The sequence below is a fragment of the Streptomyces sp. NPDC020742 genome (genome assembly GCF_040641675.1).
Taxonomy (GTDB): Bacteria; Actinomycetota; Actinomycetes; order Streptomycetales; family Streptomycetaceae; genus Streptomyces.
In genome coordinates this window covers 86,654-106,389 of sequence record NZ_JBFAEA010000011.1, presented here as the reverse complement: position 1 = coordinate 106,389, position 19,736 = coordinate 86,654, and the positions used below count along the sequence as shown (strand labels likewise).

The following is a 19,736-nucleotide window of genomic DNA, read 5'->3' as shown; positions in this document are numbered from 1 at the left end:
CGGTCCGCGGAGCTCCCGCGTCGCGGTCCGCGGGGCTCCGCCGTCCGCCCGGCGCGGCCCGGGCTCCGTCCGGCGCCGGCTCAGACCAGGAAGTCGCGCGCCAGCTGCTCCGCCGCCCGCTCCAGCAGCGGACCCGCCTGCGCCATGCAGCGGGCCGGGTCGGGCTCCAGGTCGGTCAGCGGGTACGCCCGGCGGATGCCGGCCCTCTCCAGCGCCTCCTGCGGCAGCCGGAGCCGACCGCAGACCGCGACCACGTCCAGGCCGGCGGCACCGGCCGCGGCGGCGACACCGGCCGGCGCCTTGCCGTGCAGCGTCTGCTCGTCCAGCGAGCCCTCACCGGTGATCACGAACGTGGCCCGGGCCAGCGCCGGGGCGAAGCCCAGGACGTCGAGCATCACCTCGATGCCGGGCCGGAACTCCGCGTCCAGGGCCACCAGCGCGCCGTAACCGATGCCACCCGCCGCGCCCGCACCGGGCGCCAGCGCGTACTCCGCGGCCTTGGGGCCCACCGCGCGCTCCAGCACCTCGGCGTAGTGGGCCAGCGCGGCGTCCAGCGTCGCGACGTCCGCCGGGCTCGCGCCCTTCTGCGGGCCGTAGACCGCCGGGGCGCCCTTCGGCCCCGTGAGCGGGTTGTCCACATCGCTGGCGAGCACGATCGCCGTGCCGGCCAGCCGCGGGTCCAGCCCCGACAGATCGGCCGTCGCCAGCTCCCGCAGCGGTCCACCACCGGGCGCCACCGGACGGCCGTCGGCATCCAGGAAGCGGGCGCCCAGCGCAGCGAGCATGCCCGCGCCGCCGTCGGTCGTGGCGCTGCCCCCGACGCCGAAGACGATCGAGGTGGCGCCCGCGTCGAGGGCCGCGAGCAGCAGCTCGCCGGTGCCGTACGTGGTGGCCGTCAGCGGCGCGAAGGCGCCGTCGGTGAGGTGCTGGAGACCGGAGGCCTCCGCCATCTCCACCACGGCGGTGCCTCCCCCAGCTGGGGATGCCCCCACGCGCAGCGCGAAGGTGGCCGTCACCGGCGCGCCGGTGGGACCGGTCACCCGCACCTCGTGGCGGGTGAAACCGGCCGCGAGGGCCGCGGCCACGGTGCCGTCGCCGCCGTCCGCGACCGGCACGGCCACCACGTCCAGACCGGGGACCACGCGCCGCAGACCGGCCGTGACATGCTCGGCGACCTCGACGGCGGTGAGTGAGCCCTTGAACTTGTCCGCGGCGATCAGCACCCGTGCGGTGGGTGTCCTTGCTGCGTCCGCCACTGTTTCCCCTTGCTTTCGAACTGGCAGTCGCGCCGCTGCGACCCTATCCGGCGAGCGGCCCCGCGAACAGGGCACTTCGGCCCGCCGGGCGCCCCAGGGCGCTCGGTGGAGGTGCATCTACGGGAACGACCGGCCAGGCCTGACAAGCCCTGCCGCGACTCCCCCGTCGTCCACCCGGGAGGGAGACGTCCGAAAGGGAGACGGAGGGGTGAGGGCAGGGCTTAGGCTCGCGCCGTGACGACCATGGACTACGCCAGCTACCTCGCCGGCCTGCCCCGCGTGCTCGCCGGGGCGGGGGCCGTCTTCCGCGACGCGGAGGGCCGCATCCTGCTCGTGGAGCCCAACTACCGCGACACCTGGATCCTGCCGGGCGGCACCGTCGAGTCGGATGCCGGCGAGTCGCCCCGCCAGGCCGCCCGCCGCGAGACCGCCGAGGAGATCGGGCTGGACATCGAGCTGGGCACGCTGCTCGCCGTCGACTGGGTGCGCAGCAAGGACCGGCCGCCGTTGGTGTCGTACCTCTTCGACGGCGGAGTGCTCAACGCGGCGCAACTCGCCGCGATCCGGCTGCAGGAGAGCGAGCTGCTGTCCTGGCGCATGGTCGACTGGGACGAGGCGCAGACGCTGGTGAACCGGGGGATGGCGCTGCGGATCGGTGCCGCCCTCCAGGCCCTCGCGGCCGGGCACGGCCCCGCGGAACTGGAGGACGGGGTACCGCCGTTGGGGGCGCACGGCACTGCGAAATGAGGTGCGGTCCGGTCCCGCGTGATCTTAGGGTCCGCGGTATGGACGAACTTGCCGCACGGATCGCCCGGGTGCCGGGCGTGGTCGGGGTGATGTTGGGCGGGAGCCGGGCACGGGGGACGCACCGGGCGGACTCCGACTGGGACCTGGGGGTCTACTACCGGGGCGCGCCGGATCTGGCGGCGCTGGAGGCGCTGGCCACCGAGGTGACCGGCGGGCCCGTCGAGGTCCACGGGCCGGGGGCCTGGGGTGCGTGGGTCAACGGCGGGGCCTGGCTCGTCCTCCCCGACGGCCGCCAGGTGGACTGGATCCTGCGGGACGTCGACCGGGTGCGGCGGGTGTGGCAGGAGTGCCGGGCGGGCCGGTTCGAGATCGGGGTCCAGACCGGTCATCCGCTGGGCTTCTGGTCGCCGGCCTATCCGGGCGAGGTGGCGCTGGGCCGGGTCCTGGCCGACGACGGCGGGGAGTTGGCCCAGTTGAAGGAGGAGGCCCAGGACTACCCGGAGCCGCTGCGGGCGGCGCTGACCGGCACCGCGGTGTGGGACGCGGGCTTCTCGCTGGCGATGGCCGGGAAGTCGTCCCCGGCCGGGGACGTGCTCCATGCGGCGCTGTGTCTGTCCCGGGCGGTGGGCGGTCTGGTCCAGGCGCTGCATGCACACCACCGCGTCTGGTGCCTCAACGAGAAGGGCGCGCTGGCGGCTGCCACGGCCCTGCCGGGTACCCCGTCCGGTTTCGCCGACCGCGCCGGCGCCCTGCTCGCCCGGCCCGGGGCCACGGCGGAGAAACTGCGCGCCACCCTGGCCTCGGCCGAGCATCTGGTGGCGGAGGTGCGCGGGGTGGTCAGCGACTGACGCCGACGGCGTGGCCGTGGGTCCGCGCGTCGGGGACGAAGTCGAGCATGGCGCGCGCCACGTCGGCGCGGGCGATGGCGGATCCGGCGGGTCCGGCCTCGACGGCGTGGCGGTAGCGGCCCTCGCCGGGCCCGTCGAGCAGGCGGGGCGGGCGCACCGACGTCCAGTCGAGGCCGCTGTCGCGCAGGACGGCTGGCTCGCGCCATGCCCGCAGACGCTGCCCCGACCGGAGGCGCCCTGACGCGCTCGCGCATCCTGGATGCCGCCGCCGCCCTGATGACCACCGTGGGCCTGACCCGTACGACCACCAAGCAGATCGCCCGGGAGGCCGGCTGCTCCGAGGCGGCGCTCTACAAGCACTTCCGCAACAAGGAAGAGATCTTCATCCGGGTGCTGCACGAGCGCGCCCCGCAGTTCTCGGCCGCGCTGGAGCAGCTCCCCCGGCGCGCGGGCGACGAGCAGGGCCCCGAGGAGCACCTGCGGGAGGTGGCGCTGGCCGCCGTCCACTTCTACCGTCGCTCCTTCCCGATGGCGGCCTCCCTCTTCGCCAGCCCCGAGCTGCTGCAGACCCACCGCCGCACGCTCCGTGAACTGGGCACAGCGGGACCGCAGAACGCCACCCAGCACCTGGCCGCCTACCTGGAGGCCGAACAGGCACGGGGCCGGGTCAGGCCCGGACTCGATCCACGGGCGATGGCCACACTGCTCATCGGAGCCTGCTTCCACCGGGCCTTCCTCGACCTGTTCTTCGACGGCGAGGCGCCGCCCGGTGCGCTGCAACCGGAGAGCGAGGAGGAGTTCGCGACCGAGACCGTACGGGCACTGCTCGCGGGGCTCAGCCCACGGGTCGGGGCGTAGTCCGTGGGTGGCCCCGCCCGACGGGTTCGGGTCGATCCGCCCTACGGGAAACGACCGGAGCCGGCCGGCCATTAGGATGCTCTTCGCGTGGCGAGTCCTGCGCATGCGGTGAACCCGCAGGACCGCGCGGGGCGTCACGGATGAACACACGGGGGGATCTATGGCCGGCAGTTCCGGATACCACGTCCAGCAGGGCGGCATGGACGCCGAGGCGAAGAAGCTCGACTCGGCCGGGGACGACACCGGTGACATCAAGTCCGGCATAGCCGACGCGGTCTGCTTCGACGACGACATGCTCGGCGGCTCCGATTCCGGCCCCGCCTACCGGGAGTTCTCCACCGCCTGGCAGGACGAGGCGAAGACCCTCGAGAGCGCGCTCCACGAACTCGCCGACAAGGTCCGGGCGTCCAAGGGCAATTACGACCAGGCCGATCACGAGGTCATCTCCCAGGTCAGCGGAGCGGCGGGCGCGGGGAACCCGTCGTGGACGACCAGGCCGGCCGCCGTGACCGACCGGTCCCCCTTCGGCTGATCCAGCGCCACGACGGTCCGCCTGGTCCGCCCGGTCCGCACCCTTCCGCCCGACGACACCGCACACAAAGGTCTTTTCACTCTCGATGGCTGAGCAGGGATCCACCACCGAGCGCCGCGCCAAGCTGGAGGCGTGCTACAAGCAGCTCCTCGACTGCGACGACAAGAACGAGATGATCAACCTGATCAACTCCGCCCTCGCGGTCCCGGCTCCGGTCGGCTCCGCCGGCACGCTGGAGCTGCTGGGCAAGCGCTACCGCACCCAGTCCAAGAACGCCGACGAGGTCGCCCACAAGGTCGACCAGGTGGCTTCCTCCGGACTGCCGGAGGTCTGGGTGGGCAAGGCCAGCGTGGGGGCGTCCGAGGTCGTCCAGGCCGCCGCCCGGGCGGCCAGGCAGATGGCCGAGGCCCTACAGAAGGGCGGCAAGGCCCTGTTGACCCTGAGCGACGCGGTCAGGGACGCCCAGAAACTGGACGGGACCGGTCGCGGCCAGCTGCACGAGGCGCTGTCCATCCTCGGGCCGGCGGACGGCTTCTTCGACGACATGGTGGACACCGACGAGGAGGAGGACGCGATCTGGCGGGCCGGCACGGCGGCCTCCGCCGGTGTCGAGAAGATGCGCTCCGCGGCCCGGTCCGTCGACGACGCGGCCCGCGCGGCCGCCCGCGACCTCAACAAGTTCGCCTCCGAGGCGCGGGCCGGCAAGATGCACACCAGCGGCCTCTCCGCCGCCGACAAGCTCGCCCTCGCCGACACCGCGGGCGTCTACGGCCCGGCGGAGATGAACGAACTGCTCAGCGCGAACGACCTGGAGCGCTCGGGCCGGTACATGGAGAAGATGAACGCCCGGGACCGCGCCGAGTTCGACAAGATGCTCGCCGAGTCCAAATCGCCGCAGGAACGCGCCTACTTGGTGAAGGCACTGGCCGCGGGCTACGACCTGGACGCCGTGTCGGACTTCCGGGAGAAGATCCACGGCAAGGACCCGGGATGGCTCCAGCGGCACCTCACGCCGGTGTCGACCGCCGCCGACAGCATGGACGACGAGGGACGCGCCAAGGACGGCAGGAACAACAACACCGACGACCAGGCCTTCGGCGACGAACGGTGGTCGCAGGACGGGAACACCTGCGTCCCGTCCTCCACGGTGAGCGCCCGGGCCATGGTCGACCCCGTCTACGCACTGGAGTTGACCGGCGGCCCGTCGGGCCAGGAGGACGACCCCGACGCCTTCCGGGAACGGCTGGGCGCCGAGCAGCAGCGGGTGCACGACGAAGGCGACGGGGACTACGACTACGACTTCCCGTTCTCCCGGCACCCCGACGGCATGGACAACGACGGCAAGACCACCGTGGTCAACAAGGAGATCAGCCCGCACACCGGTGCGTCGTACGACTTCCAGGAGACCAAGAGCGCCGATGCCCGGCGCGATGTGCTGCCGGACATCGAGAAGGCCGTGGCCGACGGCAAGCCGGTGCCGATCGGCGTCGAGGGGTACAAGGACGGTGACCGCACCGGCCACGCGATGATGATCATCGGCCAGGAGGGCGACAAGCTCCAGGTCTACAACCCCTGGGGCACCACCACCTGGGTCAGCGAGGACGACTTCGTCAACGGCCATATGGGCAAGGCCTCCGACAACCGCATGCCCGACGCCTACGCCGTCCACCTGCCCGCCGACTGAAGCGAACCACGATGCCCGACCGACTCCCGTACACCGCCCTCCGCCGGGCCCTCGCCCCGGCTCTCACCACGCTCACCGCCCTCGCCGCGCTCTCCGGCTGCGGGCTCTTCGGCCCCGCCACCTACGACACGGACGAGACCGCCATCGAGGCCGACACCGGCGAGGAGTTCACCCTGTCGGTGCCCTCCAGCCCCTCGCTCGGCGAGCGCTGGTACGTGGCCCCGCCGAAGCCCGACGCCGCGGTGCTGCGCGCGGTGGGCGAGGAACAGCAGAACTCGGGAAGCGACGCGGACGGGGCGGGCGACGGCAGCCAGCTCTTCCACTTCAAGGCCCTCCGCCCGGGAAGCACCAAGATCCGGCTGATCCACTGCCCGGTGCACGCCTGTGTCGACCAGGGCGACTCCGCCACCGCCTCCCCTGCCCCGCCCACCGGCTCCCCGACGTCGGACCGACCGACCTACCACAGCTACACCGTCACCGTGAAGTGAACGATTCCGAGACAGGCATGCATCCCACCCCTCCCCCAGGCAAGACCGACGACGAACTCGCCGCGCTCGATGTCGCCGCGCTGGTGCGCTACGGCTTCGGCTTCGGCGGCTCACACCGCGCCACGCTCTTCGGCGACGGGGCGGCGGGCGCCGCCGTGGCACTCGACCGGCAGGGCGTACTGCCGCGCGCGGTCGCCTTCCTCGCCGCGATCGTCCGCAGCGGCGGAACCACGTACGCGGCGGAGCTGCCCGAGCCGGTGCCGGGCGACGCCGCCGTCCAACTGGTGCGCGGCTGGCTGGAGTCGGCGGCGTCCGTGGTCCGTACCGTGGACGGCGAACAGGACGTCGCCCGCTGGCTGGAGTCCGTCGCCGCCCTCATGGCGCTCCGGCTGACCTACCGGACTCGCAGCGCCGGGCCCGGTACCGGCTGAGCCCCGGGCTTCAGCCACACGCCTCCGCCGGGAAGAGGGCGTCCTCGGTCCGCTCGAAGGCGAGCAGCCGGCGCTTGCGGTCCAGTCCGCCGCCGTAGCCGGTGAGGCTGCCGTCGGCGCCGACGACGCGGTGGCACGGGACGATGATGCCGACGGGGTTGCGCCCGTTGGCCAGCCCGACCGCGCGGGCCGCCGACGGGACGCCGAGCCGCGTGGCGAGCTGCCCGTAGGACAGCGTCTCGCCGTACGGGATGGTGCACAGCGCCGCCCAGACGCGGCGCTGGAAGGGGGTACCGCGCAGCGCCAGCGGCAGGTCGAAGGTGGTCAACTCGCCCCGGAAGTACGCCTCCAGCTGGGCAATGGCCTCGGCGAACGGCGGGGTGCCGGGGTCCGCCGGGGCGCCGAAGCTCTCCTGGGGCGGACGGTGGCGCTGGTCGGTCATATAGAGGGCGGTCAGGGCGTCCCCGGCGGCGACGAGGGTGAGCGGGCCCACCGGGGTGTCGTCCAGGACGGTGTGCGTCAGTGGGGTGTCGGGCGCGGGCCCGGATGCGGTAACGGTCATGGCTGGGGGCTCAGTTCGTCGGGAGGCGGTTGATGGGGTGGTCGTCGGTCGCCCAGAGGTACTGGACGGCGTAGGCGCGCCAGGGGCGCCAGACCGCGGAGTGCCGGACCAGGGCGGCCGGGGTGTGCGGCAGGCCCAATCCGGCCGCCGCCCGGCGGAGCCCGAGGTCGGTGGGGGTGAAGGCGTCCGGGTCGCCCAGTCCGCGCATGGCGATGGACTCCACCGTCCAAGGGCCGACACCGGGCAGGGCGGCGAGCCGGGCGCGGGCCTCGTCCCGGTCGCTGCCGACGCCCAGACGGAGCGCCCCGGAGTTCAGGGCGGCGATCACCCCGGTGAGCGTGGCGCGTCGACTACGGGGCATGGCCAGCGCCTCGGGGTCCAGGTCGGCGAGCGCGGCGACGGACGGGAAGAGGTGGCTGAGCCCGCCCCCGGGGTCGTCGACCTTTGCGCCGTGCGCCCGGACCAGCCGGCCGGCGTGGGTGCGGGCGGCCGCGGTGGAGACCTGCTGGCCGAGCACCGCGCGCAGGGCAAATTCCTCGGCGTCGACGGTGCGCGGGACCCGGCGCCCCGGCGCCTTGTCGACCAGTGGCGCCAGGTCCGCGTCCTCCCGCAGCAGCCCGTCGACGGCTTCCGGGTCGGCATCCAGGTCCAGCATCCGGCGGCAGCGGGCGATGGCGCCGGCCAGGTCGCGCAGATCGGTCAGGGCGAGCCGGCAGTCGATGTGGTCGGGGCGGGGGGCGAGTGTGACGATGCCGTGCCCGTAGGGCAGGCGCAGGGTGCGGCGGTACGCGCCGTCCCGCCACTCCTCGACCCCGGGGACGGCGGTGGCAGCGAGGTGTCCGAAGAGGTTGTCGGGGTTCAGCGGCTGGCGGAAGGGCAGCCGCAGCGCCAGCGTCCCGGGCGCCACCGCGCGCGGGCCGGGCGTGGCACGCCGCCGCAGCTCGGTCGGGGAGAGCGCGAAGACCTCCCGGACCGTCTCGTTGAAGGCCCGGATGCTGGCGAAACCCGCGGCGAAGGCGACCTCGGCCATCGGCAGTGCGGTGGTCTCCACCAGCAGCCGGGCGGTCTGAGCGCGCTGGGCACGGGCCAGCGCCAGCGGTCCGGCGCCCAGCTCGGCGAGCAGCTGGCGCTCTACCTGGCGGGTGCTGTATCCCAGTCGCACGGCGAGGCCGGGCACCCCCTCGCGGTCGACGACCCCGTCGGCGATCAGCCGCATGGCCCGCGCGACGAGGTCGGCCCGCTCGTCCCACTGTGGCGACCCCGGGCTGGCGTCCGGGCGGCACCGCTTGCAGGCCCGGAATCCGGCCTGCTGGGCGGCGGCCGCGCTGGGGTAGAAGCGCATGTTCTCCGGCTTGGGCGGCACGACCGGGCAGCTGGGGCGGCAGTAGATACGGGTCGTGATCACGGCGGTGTAGAACCAGCCGTCGAAGCGGGCGTCCTTCGACTGCACGGCGCGCAGACAGCGCTCGGTATCGGTGTGCATGCCCTCCAGGATTGCTCAGCGCCCGGGCCTCCGCTGGCGGAAATCCGACATCGACGTCGGGCTGCCAGGGCCTTCGGAACGGGCTCGGTACAGGTGTCGGTACGGGTGTCGGTACGGCTTCCACACCGCACCGTGTCCGTTCCGTACCGCGTCCCTTCTGCGCCGCACCGTGTCCGTTCCGTTCCGTACCGCACCGCGTCCCTTCTGCACCGCACCACTCCGCACCACAGCCTTTCCGCAACACACCGCACCGCAACGTTCCGGGAGTGGACCGCCGACGACCGGGCAACAGCGACTTGAACGGACGCGACGGAAGGAGACCACCGTGCTGATGGCTCACCCCGCAGTACTGCAGGGCCTTGTGCAGGAGTACCGGACGCTGGAGGCGTTGCAGGCGGAGCGGGGCGGCACGGAGGTCCGGCGGCGGATGGACGACCTCGCCTACACCCTGTGCACCTCCACCGGGACCCGCGATGTGCAGGCCGCACTGATCGCCGCCTGCCACCACCTGCCGGGCGCCCGGGTGGAGGACGACTCCGTCATCAGCCACTGAGCGGCAGGGGCCAGCTCGGCACCGGGCCGCGCGCGCCGACTGTCCGTCGAGGGCGGGTGGACGTCCGGACGCTCCGCCGGATCCGGTCCCGTGTACCGGGGAGAGGTATGTCGTGAAGGCAGCAGCGATCAATTCCTTCGGCGGACCCGAGGTCGTCGAAATGTCGGCTGAGGCTGGACGCGAGCGTGGTGGGTCAAGGATGTCCCGCGCCGAAGGGCGGACGGTCGCCTCCGGCGACCGCGCTCCGCGTGCGTTCAAGTACCGGTCGAAGCCCGTCCTCCACTGCACTGCGCAGCGGGTACCGCGGACGGACCTTGACATCCGTGGTGTCAAATCTGACGAACTGCGGCTGCCAGCTGACGTCGAAGGAGATGGCACCTTTGATCGCGAAATGCGTCCGGGGAGGGGGCACCCACCCTTCCGGATAGTCCGGCAAGCCGGGCGGCGTCCACTTCTCTCCGTCGGTGGCGCGAAGGGTCTCCGCGTGCTCTTGCAAAGCACGTAATGCCAGGATGCGGAAGTCGTCGTACTCCGCAGAATCCATGGGCACCAACAAAAGCACACGCTCAGGTGACACATCGTGCACTGTCTGCACCAGCTCCCACATGAAGCCGGGTCGTGTGCCTGCTACCAGTACCACCAGCTGTGCTCCTCGTATCAAGGTCAGCACGGTGTCCTGCCAGTCGTTCAGCGGGAGGTAGAGCCGTCGTGCACCGACCAGCGGTAGCTTTTCGTCGGGCCGGCCAACGGCCACCATCGGAGCCACTTTTCGCCGGAACGCGTCAGCCAGCTGCTCCTCCTGGGTGCGATAACTGTGGAAATGTGGTGCCGTCAGCCCCCGCAGGAGGTTGGTACGGGTACCCAGCGGCGCCTCCAGGGCCGTCCGCAGCTCGTCATCATCAAACACCCGGAGGTACAGGACGTAGCGCTCGCCCACCAACTCCTTCGATGAGTGGATGACGGGGGCTAGATGCTGCCGCCGAAGGCGGTTGAGGCGCATCCCTGCGGTCAGAAGGAGAAATCCCAGACCCATCAGGATCGTGGGAAGTCCGTAGGTTGCCCAAACCGAATGATCAACGTAGGGATTGTCACTGGTTGCGATGCGCCAGCGCATGAAGCCGGAGACCCCACAGAGCGCACCTGCGATGCGCGAGGTCCATCCGAACAGACCAAGGACAAACGCCCGCACCCGCGACTGCGCTGATATCGCAGGCACCGCCCCGGCCTGGTCTCGTCCCGCAGATCCTGGATCCGAGCATCGACGCTCTTCCCATCCCGCCCCCGATAGCCTAGCCACTCGTGGCCGTGCAGCCCTCGACCCGAGATTGCCGTATCCAGAGCGGTCGGACAAGCCGCTCGTTGCCCCATTGTCAGTGCGGTGCGCTTCACTGTCCGCCATGAAGCTCACGCAAGCGACCGTCAACGACCTGCTGGCCCAACTCGGCCCGGGGGACGGCTACATGTACCTGCCCAGCGCCCTGGACCCGCAGAACCTGACCGACCTCCTCAACAGCAGGTACGGCGCCCCGCGCACTCTCGTCCTCGACGGCTTCACCGATCCGACGGTCGATGATTCCAGGGGCGCGGCTCTCCTCGTTCCCTTCGAGGACCGGGCCGTGAAGATACGGGCGTGGGCTTACGGGGATCAATGGGTCGGCACGGGTACGGTGCGCGACGCAGAAGGGGTCCAGCGACCGGTGTTGGTGGTCGCGCACAGGGAGGTGCCAAAGCCTTTGGCGATTGCTCCGGATAAGAGCGAGGACGAGGACGTCGATTGGATGGAGCGGCTCAGAGGGATCACCGGCTGGACGCAGCCCGCCCAGCGGCCGGACATGGACTGGGCGGAGGTGGAGTCGCGCCTGGGCACCGCACTGCCGAGCGACTACAAGCGCATGGTCGAGACCTTCGGCAAGGGCGCCTTCGACGGATACCTGGACCTGAACCAGGAGCCGTGGACCGATCTCAGAGAGGACGGTCTGCTGATCTGGGCAGGCACTGAGCACGAGGACCTGTACTGCTGGAGGGCCGACGGCGACGACCCCGACCGTTGGCCCGTCGTGGTCCGGTCGTTCGACGGCGGAGACGTCTCCTTCGACTGCCAAGCCGCACAGTTCGTCTGCCGCATCCTCGTCGACCCGCACCACCCGTTCACGATGGCTCGTTATTTCGACACCCACTGGTTCATGAACTACCGGGAATGCGGCTGACCGAACCCCGCTGCCAACGGCATCCGCAGCCCGGTGAGCAGCGCCTTCGGGGAAGCGGGCAGAAACACCGTCTGCCGCGGCCTTGGCCGGGCAATCGGTCCCCTGCCGGGCCGGTGGCTCGGGTGCGAAGTCGGTCGTCGGCTCGGCGCGCCTGTTCCGCCAGCGGAGGCAGGCGGCGTGCCGCAGTCAGCGCACGTGTGTGGCGAAGGCTGCGTACGCCGGCTCGTCGAAGAGGACGAAGCGGATCTCGTCGGCGGCCGTCTCGACTTCCCGGACGGTCTCCACCGCGATCCGCGCCGCGTCGTCCATCGGCCAGCGGTAGACGCCGGTGGAGATGGCCGGGAAGGCGATCGTACGGGCGCCCAGTTCGTCGGCGATCCGTAGCGATTCGCGGTAGCAGGAGGCCAGCAGGTCGCTGCGGTCCTCGCCGGCCGAGTAGACCGGGCCGACGGTGTGGATCACCCAGCGGGCGGGGAGCCGGCCGGCCGTGGTGGCGACGGCCCGGCCGGTGGGCAGGCCCCGGCCGTACCGGGAGTCCCGTAGGGCGCGGCACTCGGCCAGGATCTCCGGGCCACCGCGCCGGTGGATCGCGCCGTCCACGCCCCCGCCGCCGAGCAGCGAGGAGTTGGCGGCGTTCACCACGGCGTCCACGGCCTGTTCGGTGATGTCGCCCTGGACGAGGGTGAGGGAGGTGCGAAGGGGGCTCATGGTGTCCGAGCGTAGAGCGGTCAGCGGCGGTTCGCGCGCAGACGGCGCCACACCGCCTTGGCGGCGTAGTGGCCGGACATGCCGTGCACACCGGGGCCGGGCGGGGTGGACTGGGAGCAGAGGAAGACGGCCGGGTGGGCGGTCTCGTAGGGGACGCGGGCGAGCTTGGGGCGGATGAGCAGCCGCAGCCCGGCCGCGGAGCCGGTGGCGGTGTCGCCGCCGACGTAGTTGGCGTTGCGGACGGCGAGTTGTGGCGGGCCGGCGACCGCGCGGGCCAGCACGAGGTCCCGGAAGCCGGGGGCGAAGCGCTCGATCTGCCGCTCGACGACGTCGGTGGCGTCGCCCTCCCAGCCGTTGGGGACATGGCCGTACGCCCAGAAGACGTGCCGGCCCTCGGGGGCGCGGGTGGGGTCGATCAGGCTGGGCTGGGCGGTGATCAGGAAGGGGACGGAGGGGTCCTGTCCGTGGACGGCGGCGTTCAGCGCGGCGGCGATCTCGCCGCTGGTGGGGCCGATGTGGACGGTGCCGGCGCGGCGGGCCTCCACGGCCGTCCACGGCACCGGCCCGGAGAGCGCATAGTCGATCTTGAAGACGCTGGGGCCGTACCGCACCTCGCGGTAGGCGTTGCCCAGGCCCGCGATCCGGGCCAGCGCCGTCGGGGAGGTGTCGAAGACGTACGCCCGGGCGGGCGGCAGGTCGTCCAGGCGCTTGACCTCGAAGTCGGTGTGCACCGCACCGCCGTGGGCGCGCAGCAGGCCGGCCAGCGCGTCGGAGATGGCCTGGGAGCCGCCGCGGGCCACCGGCCAGCCGTGGGCGTGCGCGGCGAGCGCGAACATCAGGGCGATGCCGGAGGTACCGATGCCGCCGAGCGGGGCGATGGCGTGCGCCGCCAGGCCGGCCATCAGGGCGCGGGCCTTCTCGTCCTGGAAGCGGCGGTTGAGGAGGGTGACCGGCTGCGCGGCGACCAGGCCGAAGCGCGCGTACGTCACCGGGTCGGTGGGCACGCCGAGCCACTGGGTGCGCAGGAAGTCCTGTGCCATGGCCTCCCACCGGCCGATGAACGGCGCGACCAACCGGCGGTAGGCGCCGGCATCGCGCGGCCCGAACGACATCGCCGTCTCGCCGACGGTGTGCGCGAGCACGGCGGCCGTGCCGTCCGGGAAGGGGTGCGCCATCGGCAGCTCGGGGTGCAGCCACTCCAGGCCGTACCGCTGCAGCGGCATCCGGGCGAAGGCGGGCGAGCCCGCGCCCGTCGGGTGCACCGCCGAGCAGGGGTCGTGCCGGAAACCGGGGAGGGTCAGCTCCTCGGTACGGGCGCCGCCACCGATGGTGCCGTGGGCCTCGAAGACCTCGACGGACATCCCACGGCGGGCCAGTTCGACGGCCGCCGTCAGGCCGTTGGGTCCCGCCCCGATCACCACGGCATCGAGCATCCTCGGCACCTACGCCACTCCCCTCACGTCCGACCCTCGTCGGTGAGGGTCAGTTGGCGGCCGCCAGCAGTCCGAGGATACGCCGCGCGGTTTCGGCATCACGCGCTGCCGTGAAGGGCAGTGCATTGCCGCCCTCGATCCGGAACGGCTTTCCTGCGACCGTGCCGCTCGCGCCGCCCGCCTCATGGACGAGCAGCAGCCCGGCGGCGTGGTCCCAGGCGTTCTCCCAGCTGAAGGCCGTGGCGTCGAGCTGGCCACGGGCTACGTGGAGGTACTCCAGGCCCGCCGAGCCACAGGGCCGCGGGGCGACCCCGCCGGTGTCCAGTGCGGCCAGTACCCGCTTCTCGTCGTCGGTGGTGAAGTCGTGGTGGGAGGTGGCGACGTCCAGGACCGCGTCCGCGGCGGGGCTGCCGGTGTGCAGCGGTTCGCCGTTGAGCTCGGCGCCGGCGCCGCGGCGGGCGGTCGCCATCAGGCCGAGGGCGGGGGCGTAGGTCCAGGAGGCCAGCACCTCGCCGCGGTGGGCGAGCGCGACGAGCGTGGCGAAGCCGGGGTCGCCGTGGACGAACTGGCGGGTGCCGTCGACCGGGTCGACGATCCAGACGGGGGCGTCGCCGTGCAGCGAGTCGAGCACACTGGGGTCGGCGTGCACCGCCTCCTCGCCGACCACCACGGAGCCGGGAAGCAGGGCCGTCAGGGCGGCGGTGAGGTGCTCCTCGGCGCGGCGGTCGGCGGTGGTGACGAGGTCGTGCGGGCCGTTCTTCTCGACGACGTCCTCGGCGGAGAGCTGGCGGAACCGGGGCATGATCTCGTCGGCCGCGGCCCGGCGGACGGCGGCGTCGACGGCGGCCAGGTCGAGCGCGGACAGGTCCGGCGAGAGGGTCATCGGGGTGGCGTCGACGGCCGTGGCGGCACGGGCGACTGCGCTGGCACCCGCGGTGGCGGTGGCGTCGGTGATCGCGGTGGCGGCGGTGATGTTCGTGGGGTCTCCCGAATCGTGGGGACGAAGTGCTTCGATCATGTGTCCATCGAACCACGCGCCACTGACACGGGGGCTGGAATTGATGTGAACTCCGGGTGCCGTGGAGGGCACGAGGTGGGGCGGGGACGGGGCGGGGGCGGGGAGCCGGGGCGGGGTGGGAAGCCAGGGCGGGGAGCAGGGGCGGGAGCCGGGGCGGGGCCGACCGGTGCGATCCGCGTCAACGGGCATGGTCGGGTCCGGCAGGTGCGGGCGGCTCCGGCCGGTGCGGGAGGTGCGGGAGGTGCGGGCCGTTCGGCGGCACCGGCTGTGTGTGGGCGGTTCGGTGGCACCGGCTGTGTGTGGGTGCGGCCCGCCGGCGGCTCAGCGGTCCTCCCGGCCGGCAGCTGATGCGCTCAGCGCCCGACCGCGTACCCCTGCATCCCCCGGGGATTCGCCGCCGCGGAGAGCACACCGGTCTCCGGGTCCCGGGCCACCGCGCACAGCCGTCCCTCGGACCAGGCCCCGCCCAGCGTGACCCGGTGGCCACGTCGCCGCAGGTCCTCGACGGTCCGCTCCCCGATGCGCGATTCCACCGTCACGCTGCCCGGGCGCATCCCGCGGGGGAAGAACGAGCCCGGGAAGGAGTCGTGGTGCCAGTTCGGCGCGTCGACGGCCCCCTGGAGGTCCAGCCCGCCGCGGACCGCCCCGCGCAGCGCCACCGCCAGGAAGAAGTGCAACTGCCACTGGTCCTGCTGGTCGCCTCCCGGGGTGCCGAACGCCATCACCGGGACGCCCTCGCGCAGCGCCAGGGACGGCGTCAGGGTGGTACGGGGACGGCGTCCCGGGGTGAGGGAGTTGGGCAGGCCCTCTTCCAGCCAGGCCATCTGGAGCCGGGTCCCCAGCGGGAAGCCGAGTTCCGGGATGACGGGGTTGGACTGCAGCCAGCCGCCGGACGGGGTGGCGGAGACCAGGTTCCCCCAGCGGTCCACGACGTCGATGTGACAGGTGTCGCCCCGGGTGGCGCCGCGCCGGTCGACCTCGGGCGCCACCTCGGACACCGCCCCGGACGGCGGCCCGGACCATGGCTCGGACACCGCCCCGGACCATGGCTCGGGCAGCGGCCCGGCCGGCCCGCGGGCGACGGTCGGCTCGCCCGCTCCGGGTGCGGATGCCTCGGGCGCGTCAGGGCCGTGGTCGCCGGTCGCGACCGCCAGAGCGTGCTTGCCCAGGCGTGGGACCCGGTCGTCCGGGCTGCCCGGCCGTAGCGCGTAGGAGGCCCGTTCACCGATGAGCGTCCGCCGCGCGGCGTTGTACTCCTCGCTGAGCAGGGTCTCCAGCGGCACCTCGGCGGCGTCCCCGTACCAGGCCTCCCGGTCCGCCATCGCCAGCTTGCCGCCCTCGATCAGCAGATGCACGTACTCGGGGCTGCCGTAGGCGGGCAACTCCTCCGGTAGCAGCGCGAGTTGTTGGAGGAGGACCGGTCCCTGGGACCAGGGTCCCGCCTTGGCGACGGTCCAGCCGCGCCACTCGTGGGTGACCGGCGCCTCGTAGGTGGCCGCGAAGGCGGCGAGGTCGTCGCCGGTGAGGGTGCCGGCGTGGCGTTCGCCCGAGGTGTCCATGGCAGGGCGGGCCGCGGACCCGGCGAGCGCCTCCCCGATGAAGCCCTCCCGCCAGATACGGCGGGCGGCGTCGATCTGCGCCTCCCGCCCGACCGAGCCGGCCGTCGCCTCCGCTACCAGCCGCCGCCAGGTGGCGGCCAACGGCCGGTTCCGCAGCAGCCCGCCCGGGGCGACGGCCTTGCCGTCGGGGAGGTAGAGCGCGGCGGAGGAGGTCCACTCCGTCTCGAAGAGCTCCCGGACCGTCTCGACGGTCTCGCCGATCCGCTCGACGGCGGGGTGGCCGTGCTCGGCGTAGCCGATGGCGTACCGCAGCACCTCCTCCAGCGACTTGCTGCCGTGGTCGCGCAGCAGCAGCATCCAGGCGTCGAAGGCGCCCGGGACCGCGGCGGCGAGCGGGCCGGTGCCGGGGACCAGGTCCAGGCCGAGCGAGGTGTAGTGCGCCACGCTGGCGCCCGCCGGGGCCGGGCCCTGTCCGCACAGCACCCGTACCGGCCCGTCCGCCGGCGCAAGGATGATCGGCACCTCGCCGGCCGGGCCGTTCAGATGCGGCTCCACCACGTGCAGGACGAAGCCGGCCGCCACCGCCGCGTCGAAGGCGTTGCCGCCGTCCTCCAGGACCGCCATCGCGGTCTGGGAGGCCAGCCAGTGCGTGCTGGAGGCCATCCCGAAGGTGCCTTGGAGGGTGGGGCGGGTGGTGAACACGGGCGGCTCCTCGTCGGGCGGGCGGTGGGTGAGTGAAGGAGCAGTGGGTGAGTGAGGGAGGGGGGGGCGAGGGGGGCGAGTGAGGAGTGGGTGAGCGGGGGGTGGGGTGGTCGATGCGCGGTGGGGGGCGGGGCGGGCACGGGCAGGGACGGCCGCCGTACGGCGCAGGTGGGGCGGGACGGTCACCGCATCCGCGCCTCCGTGACGCCGTTTCTCCGGGAATGATCAACGGACACCTACCCCGTGCGCCGTCTCCCCATGGCTCTGCGACGGCCAGCGATCTCCCATTCCTTGGGCAGCGCCCGGCCGGACGGCCTCGTCCGCGGTACGCCCCCGGGCCCGCCCCCGGGCGCCGAGAATCGGCAGGACGACGGGACCGGCCCCCGCGTACGCTCGGTCCATGGCCGGCACCGACACCCCACAGGATCCGCCCGCCCGGCGCCCGCTCGTCGCTCTGCTCAGCGGCGCCGGGATCTCCACCGACTCCGGGATCCCGGACTACCGCGGGCCCCATGGGCTCTGGCGGCGGGACCCCGAGGCCGAGAAGCTCGTCACCTACGACCTGTATATGTCCGATCCGGAGATCCGGCGGCGGTCCTGGCGGATGCGGCGGGAGAGCCCGGCGTTCCGGGCGAAGCCGAATGCGGCGCACGAGGCGGTGGCCCAGCTGGAGCGGTCGGGGACCCCGGTGCGGGTGATCACGCAGAACGTGGACGGGCTGCACCAGATGGCGGGCTTGCCGGAGCGCAAGCTGCTGGAGCTGCACGGCACGGTGCGGGCGGTCACCTGTACCCGCTGTCATGCGCGGTCGTCGATGCGGGAGGCGCTGGAGCGGGTGGCCGCGGGCGAGCCCGATCCCGCGTGCCTGGTCTGCGGCGGCATCCTGAAGTCGGCGACGGTGATGTTCGGCGAGCAGCTGGATCCGCAGGTGCTGGGCAAGGCGCTGGGCGTGGCGAAGGCCGCGGACGTCTTCCTGGCGGTGGGCACGACGCTCCAGGTGCAGCCGGCCGGTTCGCTCGCCGGGGTGGCGGCCGAGCACGGCGCGCGGCTGATCATCGTCAACGCCGAGCCGACGCCGTACGACGCGCTGGCCGCCGAGGTGATCCGCGAGCCGATCGGGACCGCGCTGCCCCCGCTGCTGGCCGCCCTCGAACAGCCCGGCTGAGGCGGTCCGGCCCGGGGCGTCAGCGACCAGCAGCGGGCCTCCACCGCCGCGCCGACCCGGGTGCCAGTCCCGCCGAGGGCCGAGGACCGAGGTGACGTCAGACCACCGAGCTGCTCGTCGGCACGTCAGACCACCGGGCTGCTCGTCGGCGCCATCTATCCACCGCTACCGGTGGGTGGCGTCGGTGGAGTAGCTGACGAGTGATCAGGAGGGCGGCACGCGGCGGGTGTTGAGCCCGGAGCCCGCCGGGGTGTGGGCCGGTTTCCGGGGTGCGCTCAGTGGTGGTCCTTCGTGGCGACCACCAGCATCTTCGTCACCGTGCCGTCCTCCCCGACCACATCGCGTACGTGCCGGAAGCCCAGACGGTCGCACAGGGCGAGGCTGGCCGTGTTCTCGGCGCCGACCATGCCGTAGACCTCCGCGAGGCTCAGCGTGTCGGCGGCGTAGTCGATCAGCGTCCGCGCCAGTTCGGCGCCCAGTCCCTTGCGCCAGTGTGCCGGCGCGAGGGCACCGATGACCTCGTACCCGTCGACGTTCCCGGTCTTCTTGATCTCCGCATGGCCGACGTAGGTGCCGTCGGACCACACCCCCCACACGTCGAACAGGTCCCTTCCGTAGATGTCGGTGAGGATCGCCTGGAAGGCCGCGCGGATCTCCGCTTCCGGGACGGCCTCCTGGCCCATCCACCGGCAGACGACCTCGTCGCTGAGGAGGCGCACGAAGTGCTCCTCGTCCTCGGTCCGGTAGGGGATGAACTCCATGCGGGCGGTGCGCAGATACGGGGTCATTCCGGGTCCTTCTCGTCGTGCGGATGGGACGGGAAACGGGAATGCGGCGCGGTGCGGACAGGGCGGTGCGCCGAGGGGGGAAGGGTGGGGCAGAGTGGGGCGAAAGGGTGCCGCAGGTTCGCGCCGCGGGGTGTGGGGGCGGCGCGGGCAGGTGGCGGCGGGCCCGTTCAGCGGGCCGTACGGAAAGCAGGCGGGCGGTGTCGCCGGTGGGTCATGGGGACAGGGCGCACACGATCGGCACAGTCCTCTCCCCCGTGGAAAAGCGTCAATTCCTCACCCGGGAAAGCGCCCACCGGGTGTCGCACCCACTGGTATAGCGCAAAGAACACCATGCGTCATCAGCCAGCGCCAAACCGAAAAGACCGGAATTTCGGACGTGTGCGGGCGGGCATGCCGAAGCGCCCCGTGGCTCTCACGCACGGCGAGGGCCACGGGGTGGACGGTACGTGCGGGGGCGGGCTGCTCTGCCGCGCCCCCGCGCGTCCGGGGTCAGGAGGCGGCGTTCTCCATGCGCTCGCGCAGGCTGCGGGGGCGCATGTCGGTCCACACCTCATCGACGTAGGCGGAGCACTCGTCCTGGGTGCCCTCCTTGCCCACCGCGGTCCATCCGGCCGGTACCTCCAGGTCGGCCAGCCAGAGCGAGTACTGGTCCTCGTCGTTGCGCAGCACCTGGTAGCGGGCGTTCTCGTCCATGTCATGTGCTCCTGTCGTCGG

General features: G+C 72.8%; 21 protein-coding genes. 10 read left to right on the top strand and 11 right to left on the bottom strand.

Translation table 11 applies throughout. The annotated features are described in order from the left end of the window. Window positions 1–80: 80 nt before the first annotated feature. The gene (locus AB0G84_RS20300; protein WP_361322552.1) at window positions 81–1,223 is read right to left on the bottom strand and encodes a glycerate kinase; all 1,143 of its coding nucleotides are present in this window, start codon (window positions 1,221–1,223) and stop codon (window positions 81–83) included. A gap of 276 nt (window positions 1,224–1,499) precedes the next feature. Between AB0G84_RS20300 and AB0G84_RS20295 the strand changes: the two genes are divergently transcribed. Both AB0G84_RS20295 and AB0G84_RS20290 read left to right on the top strand, forming a co-directional pair. Then, window positions 1,500–2,003 carry an NUDIX hydrolase gene (locus tag AB0G84_RS20295; protein WP_361322549.1) on the top strand — a complete coding sequence of 168 codons (504 nt, stop codon included), beginning with the start codon at window positions 1,500–1,502 and terminating at the stop codon, window positions 2,001–2,003. 38 nt (window positions 2,004–2,041) lie between these two features. Then, on the top strand, window positions 2,042–2,851 hold the full coding sequence (locus tag AB0G84_RS20290; protein ID WP_361322226.1) for a nucleotidyltransferase domain-containing protein: 810 nt from the start codon (window positions 2,042–2,044) through the stop codon (window positions 2,849–2,851). On the opposite strand, the gene AB0G84_RS20285 is transcribed toward AB0G84_RS20290, so the two are convergent. Further along, the gene (locus tag AB0G84_RS20285; RefSeq protein ID WP_361322223.1) at window positions 2,841–3,008 is read right to left on the bottom strand and encodes a hypothetical protein; all 168 of its coding nucleotides are present in this window, start codon (window positions 3,006–3,008) and stop codon (window positions 2,841–2,843) included. The genes AB0G84_RS20290 and AB0G84_RS20285 overlap by 11 nt on opposite strands. Before the next feature lie 47 nt (window positions 3,009–3,055). On the opposite strand from AB0G84_RS20285, the gene AB0G84_RS20280 reads away from it, so the two are divergent. The 5 genes from AB0G84_RS20280 (at window position 3,056) to AB0G84_RS20260 (ending at window position 6,844) form a co-directional block, all read left to right on the top strand. Continuing rightward, the gene (locus tag AB0G84_RS20280) at window positions 3,056–3,709 is read left to right on the top strand and encodes a TetR/AcrR family transcriptional regulator (protein WP_361322220.1); all 654 of its coding nucleotides are present in this window, start codon (window positions 3,056–3,058) and stop codon (window positions 3,707–3,709) included. A gap of 160 nt (window positions 3,710–3,869) precedes the next feature. Beyond that, window positions 3,870–4,241 carry a type VII secretion target gene (locus AB0G84_RS20275; protein WP_361322217.1) on the top strand — a complete coding sequence of 124 codons (372 nt, stop codon included), beginning with the start codon at window positions 3,870–3,872 and terminating at the stop codon, window positions 4,239–4,241. Window positions 4,242–4,326: 85 nt separating this feature from the next. Continuing rightward, the gene (locus AB0G84_RS20270; RefSeq protein ID WP_361322214.1) at window positions 4,327–5,925 is read left to right on the top strand and encodes a peptidoglycan-binding protein; all 1,599 of its coding nucleotides are present in this window, start codon (window positions 4,327–4,329) and stop codon (window positions 5,923–5,925) included. Between the two features lie 11 nt (window positions 5,926–5,936). Beyond that, complete coding sequence (locus AB0G84_RS20265) at window positions 5,937–6,413, top strand: protease inhibitor I42 family protein (protein ID WP_361322211.1); 477 nt, start codon at window positions 5,937–5,939, stop codon at window positions 6,411–6,413. Window positions 6,414–6,430: 17 nt separating this feature from the next. Then, a complete protein-coding gene (locus tag AB0G84_RS20260; RefSeq protein WP_361322208.1) occupies window positions 6,431–6,844 on the top strand; it encodes a hypothetical protein in 414 nt (137 codons plus the stop codon). Between the two features lie 10 nt (window positions 6,845–6,854). Here the strand turns inward: AB0G84_RS20260 and AB0G84_RS20255 are convergent, their stop codons facing one another. Next, the gene (locus AB0G84_RS20255; protein ID WP_361322205.1) at window positions 6,855–7,406 is read right to left on the bottom strand and encodes a methylated-DNA--[protein]-cysteine S-methyltransferase; all 552 of its coding nucleotides are present in this window, start codon (window positions 7,404–7,406) and stop codon (window positions 6,855–6,857) included. A gap of 10 nt (window positions 7,407–7,416) precedes the next feature. Then, window positions 7,417–8,889, bottom strand: a complete 1,473-nt coding sequence (locus tag AB0G84_RS20250; RefSeq protein ID WP_361322202.1) for an AlkA N-terminal domain-containing protein — start codon at window positions 8,887–8,889, stop codon at window positions 7,417–7,419. Between the two features lie 325 nt (window positions 8,890–9,214). Between AB0G84_RS20250 and AB0G84_RS20245 the strand changes: the two genes are divergently transcribed. Continuing rightward, window positions 9,215–9,442 (top strand): DUF5133 domain-containing protein, encoded by a 228-nt coding sequence (locus AB0G84_RS20245; RefSeq protein ID WP_361322199.1) that lies wholly within the window; start codon window positions 9,215–9,217, stop codon window positions 9,440–9,442. Between the two features lie 193 nt (window positions 9,443–9,635). Here AB0G84_RS20245 and AB0G84_RS20240 read toward each other — a convergent pair whose 3' ends face one another. Beyond that, window positions 9,636–10,658 carry a hypothetical protein gene (locus AB0G84_RS20240; protein WP_361322196.1) on the bottom strand — a complete coding sequence of 341 codons (1,023 nt, stop codon included), beginning with the start codon at window positions 10,656–10,658 and terminating at the stop codon, window positions 9,636–9,638. A gap of 181 nt (window positions 10,659–10,839) precedes the next feature. Between AB0G84_RS20240 and AB0G84_RS20235 the strand changes: the two genes are divergently transcribed. Then, window positions 10,840–11,649: an SMI1/KNR4 family protein gene (locus tag AB0G84_RS20235; protein WP_361322193.1), complete on the top strand. Its 810-nt coding sequence runs from the start codon at window positions 10,840–10,842 to the stop codon at window positions 11,647–11,649. A gap of 186 nt (window positions 11,650–11,835) precedes the next feature. Here the strand turns inward: AB0G84_RS20235 and AB0G84_RS20230 are convergent, their stop codons facing one another. The 4 genes from AB0G84_RS20230 to AB0G84_RS20215 all read right to left on the bottom strand — a co-directional run bounded on the left by AB0G84_RS20230 (window position 11,836) and on the right by AB0G84_RS20215 (window position 17,069). Further along, window positions 11,836–12,357: an O-acetyl-ADP-ribose deacetylase gene (locus tag AB0G84_RS20230; RefSeq protein ID WP_361322190.1), complete on the bottom strand. Its 522-nt coding sequence runs from the start codon at window positions 12,355–12,357 to the stop codon at window positions 11,836–11,838. A 20-nt stretch (window positions 12,358–12,377) separates the two neighbouring features. Then, entirely contained in the window at window positions 12,378–13,799 is a 1,422-nt protein-coding gene (locus AB0G84_RS20225; RefSeq protein ID WP_361322187.1) for an NAD(P)/FAD-dependent oxidoreductase, read from the bottom strand. Window positions 13,800–13,839: 40 nt separating this feature from the next. Further along, on the bottom strand, window positions 13,840–14,673 hold the full coding sequence (locus tag AB0G84_RS20220) for an inositol monophosphatase family protein (RefSeq protein ID WP_361322546.1): 834 nt from the start codon (window positions 14,671–14,673) through the stop codon (window positions 13,840–13,842). Window positions 14,674–15,161: 488 nt separating this feature from the next. Beyond that, the gene (locus tag AB0G84_RS20215; protein ID WP_361322184.1) at window positions 15,162–17,069 is read right to left on the bottom strand and encodes a gamma-glutamyltransferase; all 1,908 of its coding nucleotides are present in this window, start codon (window positions 17,067–17,069) and stop codon (window positions 15,162–15,164) included. 400 nt (window positions 17,070–17,469) lie between these two features. Between AB0G84_RS20215 and AB0G84_RS20210 the strand changes: the two genes are divergently transcribed. After that, a complete protein-coding gene (locus tag AB0G84_RS20210) occupies window positions 17,470–18,234 on the top strand; it encodes a Sir2 family NAD-dependent protein deacetylase (protein WP_361322181.1) in 765 nt (254 codons plus the stop codon). 275 nt (window positions 18,235–18,509) lie between these two features. Here the strand turns inward: AB0G84_RS20210 and AB0G84_RS20205 are convergent, their stop codons facing one another. Continuing rightward, window positions 18,510–19,022 (bottom strand): GNAT family protein, encoded by a 513-nt coding sequence (locus AB0G84_RS20205; RefSeq protein WP_361322178.1) that lies wholly within the window; start codon window positions 19,020–19,022, stop codon window positions 18,510–18,512. Between the two features lie 489 nt (window positions 19,023–19,511). Continuing rightward, window positions 19,512–19,715, bottom strand: coding sequence for an MbtH family NRPS accessory protein (locus AB0G84_RS20200; RefSeq protein ID WP_361322176.1), 204 nt, complete (start codon window positions 19,713–19,715; stop codon window positions 19,512–19,514). Between the last annotated feature and the right edge of the window lie 21 nt (window positions 19,716–19,736).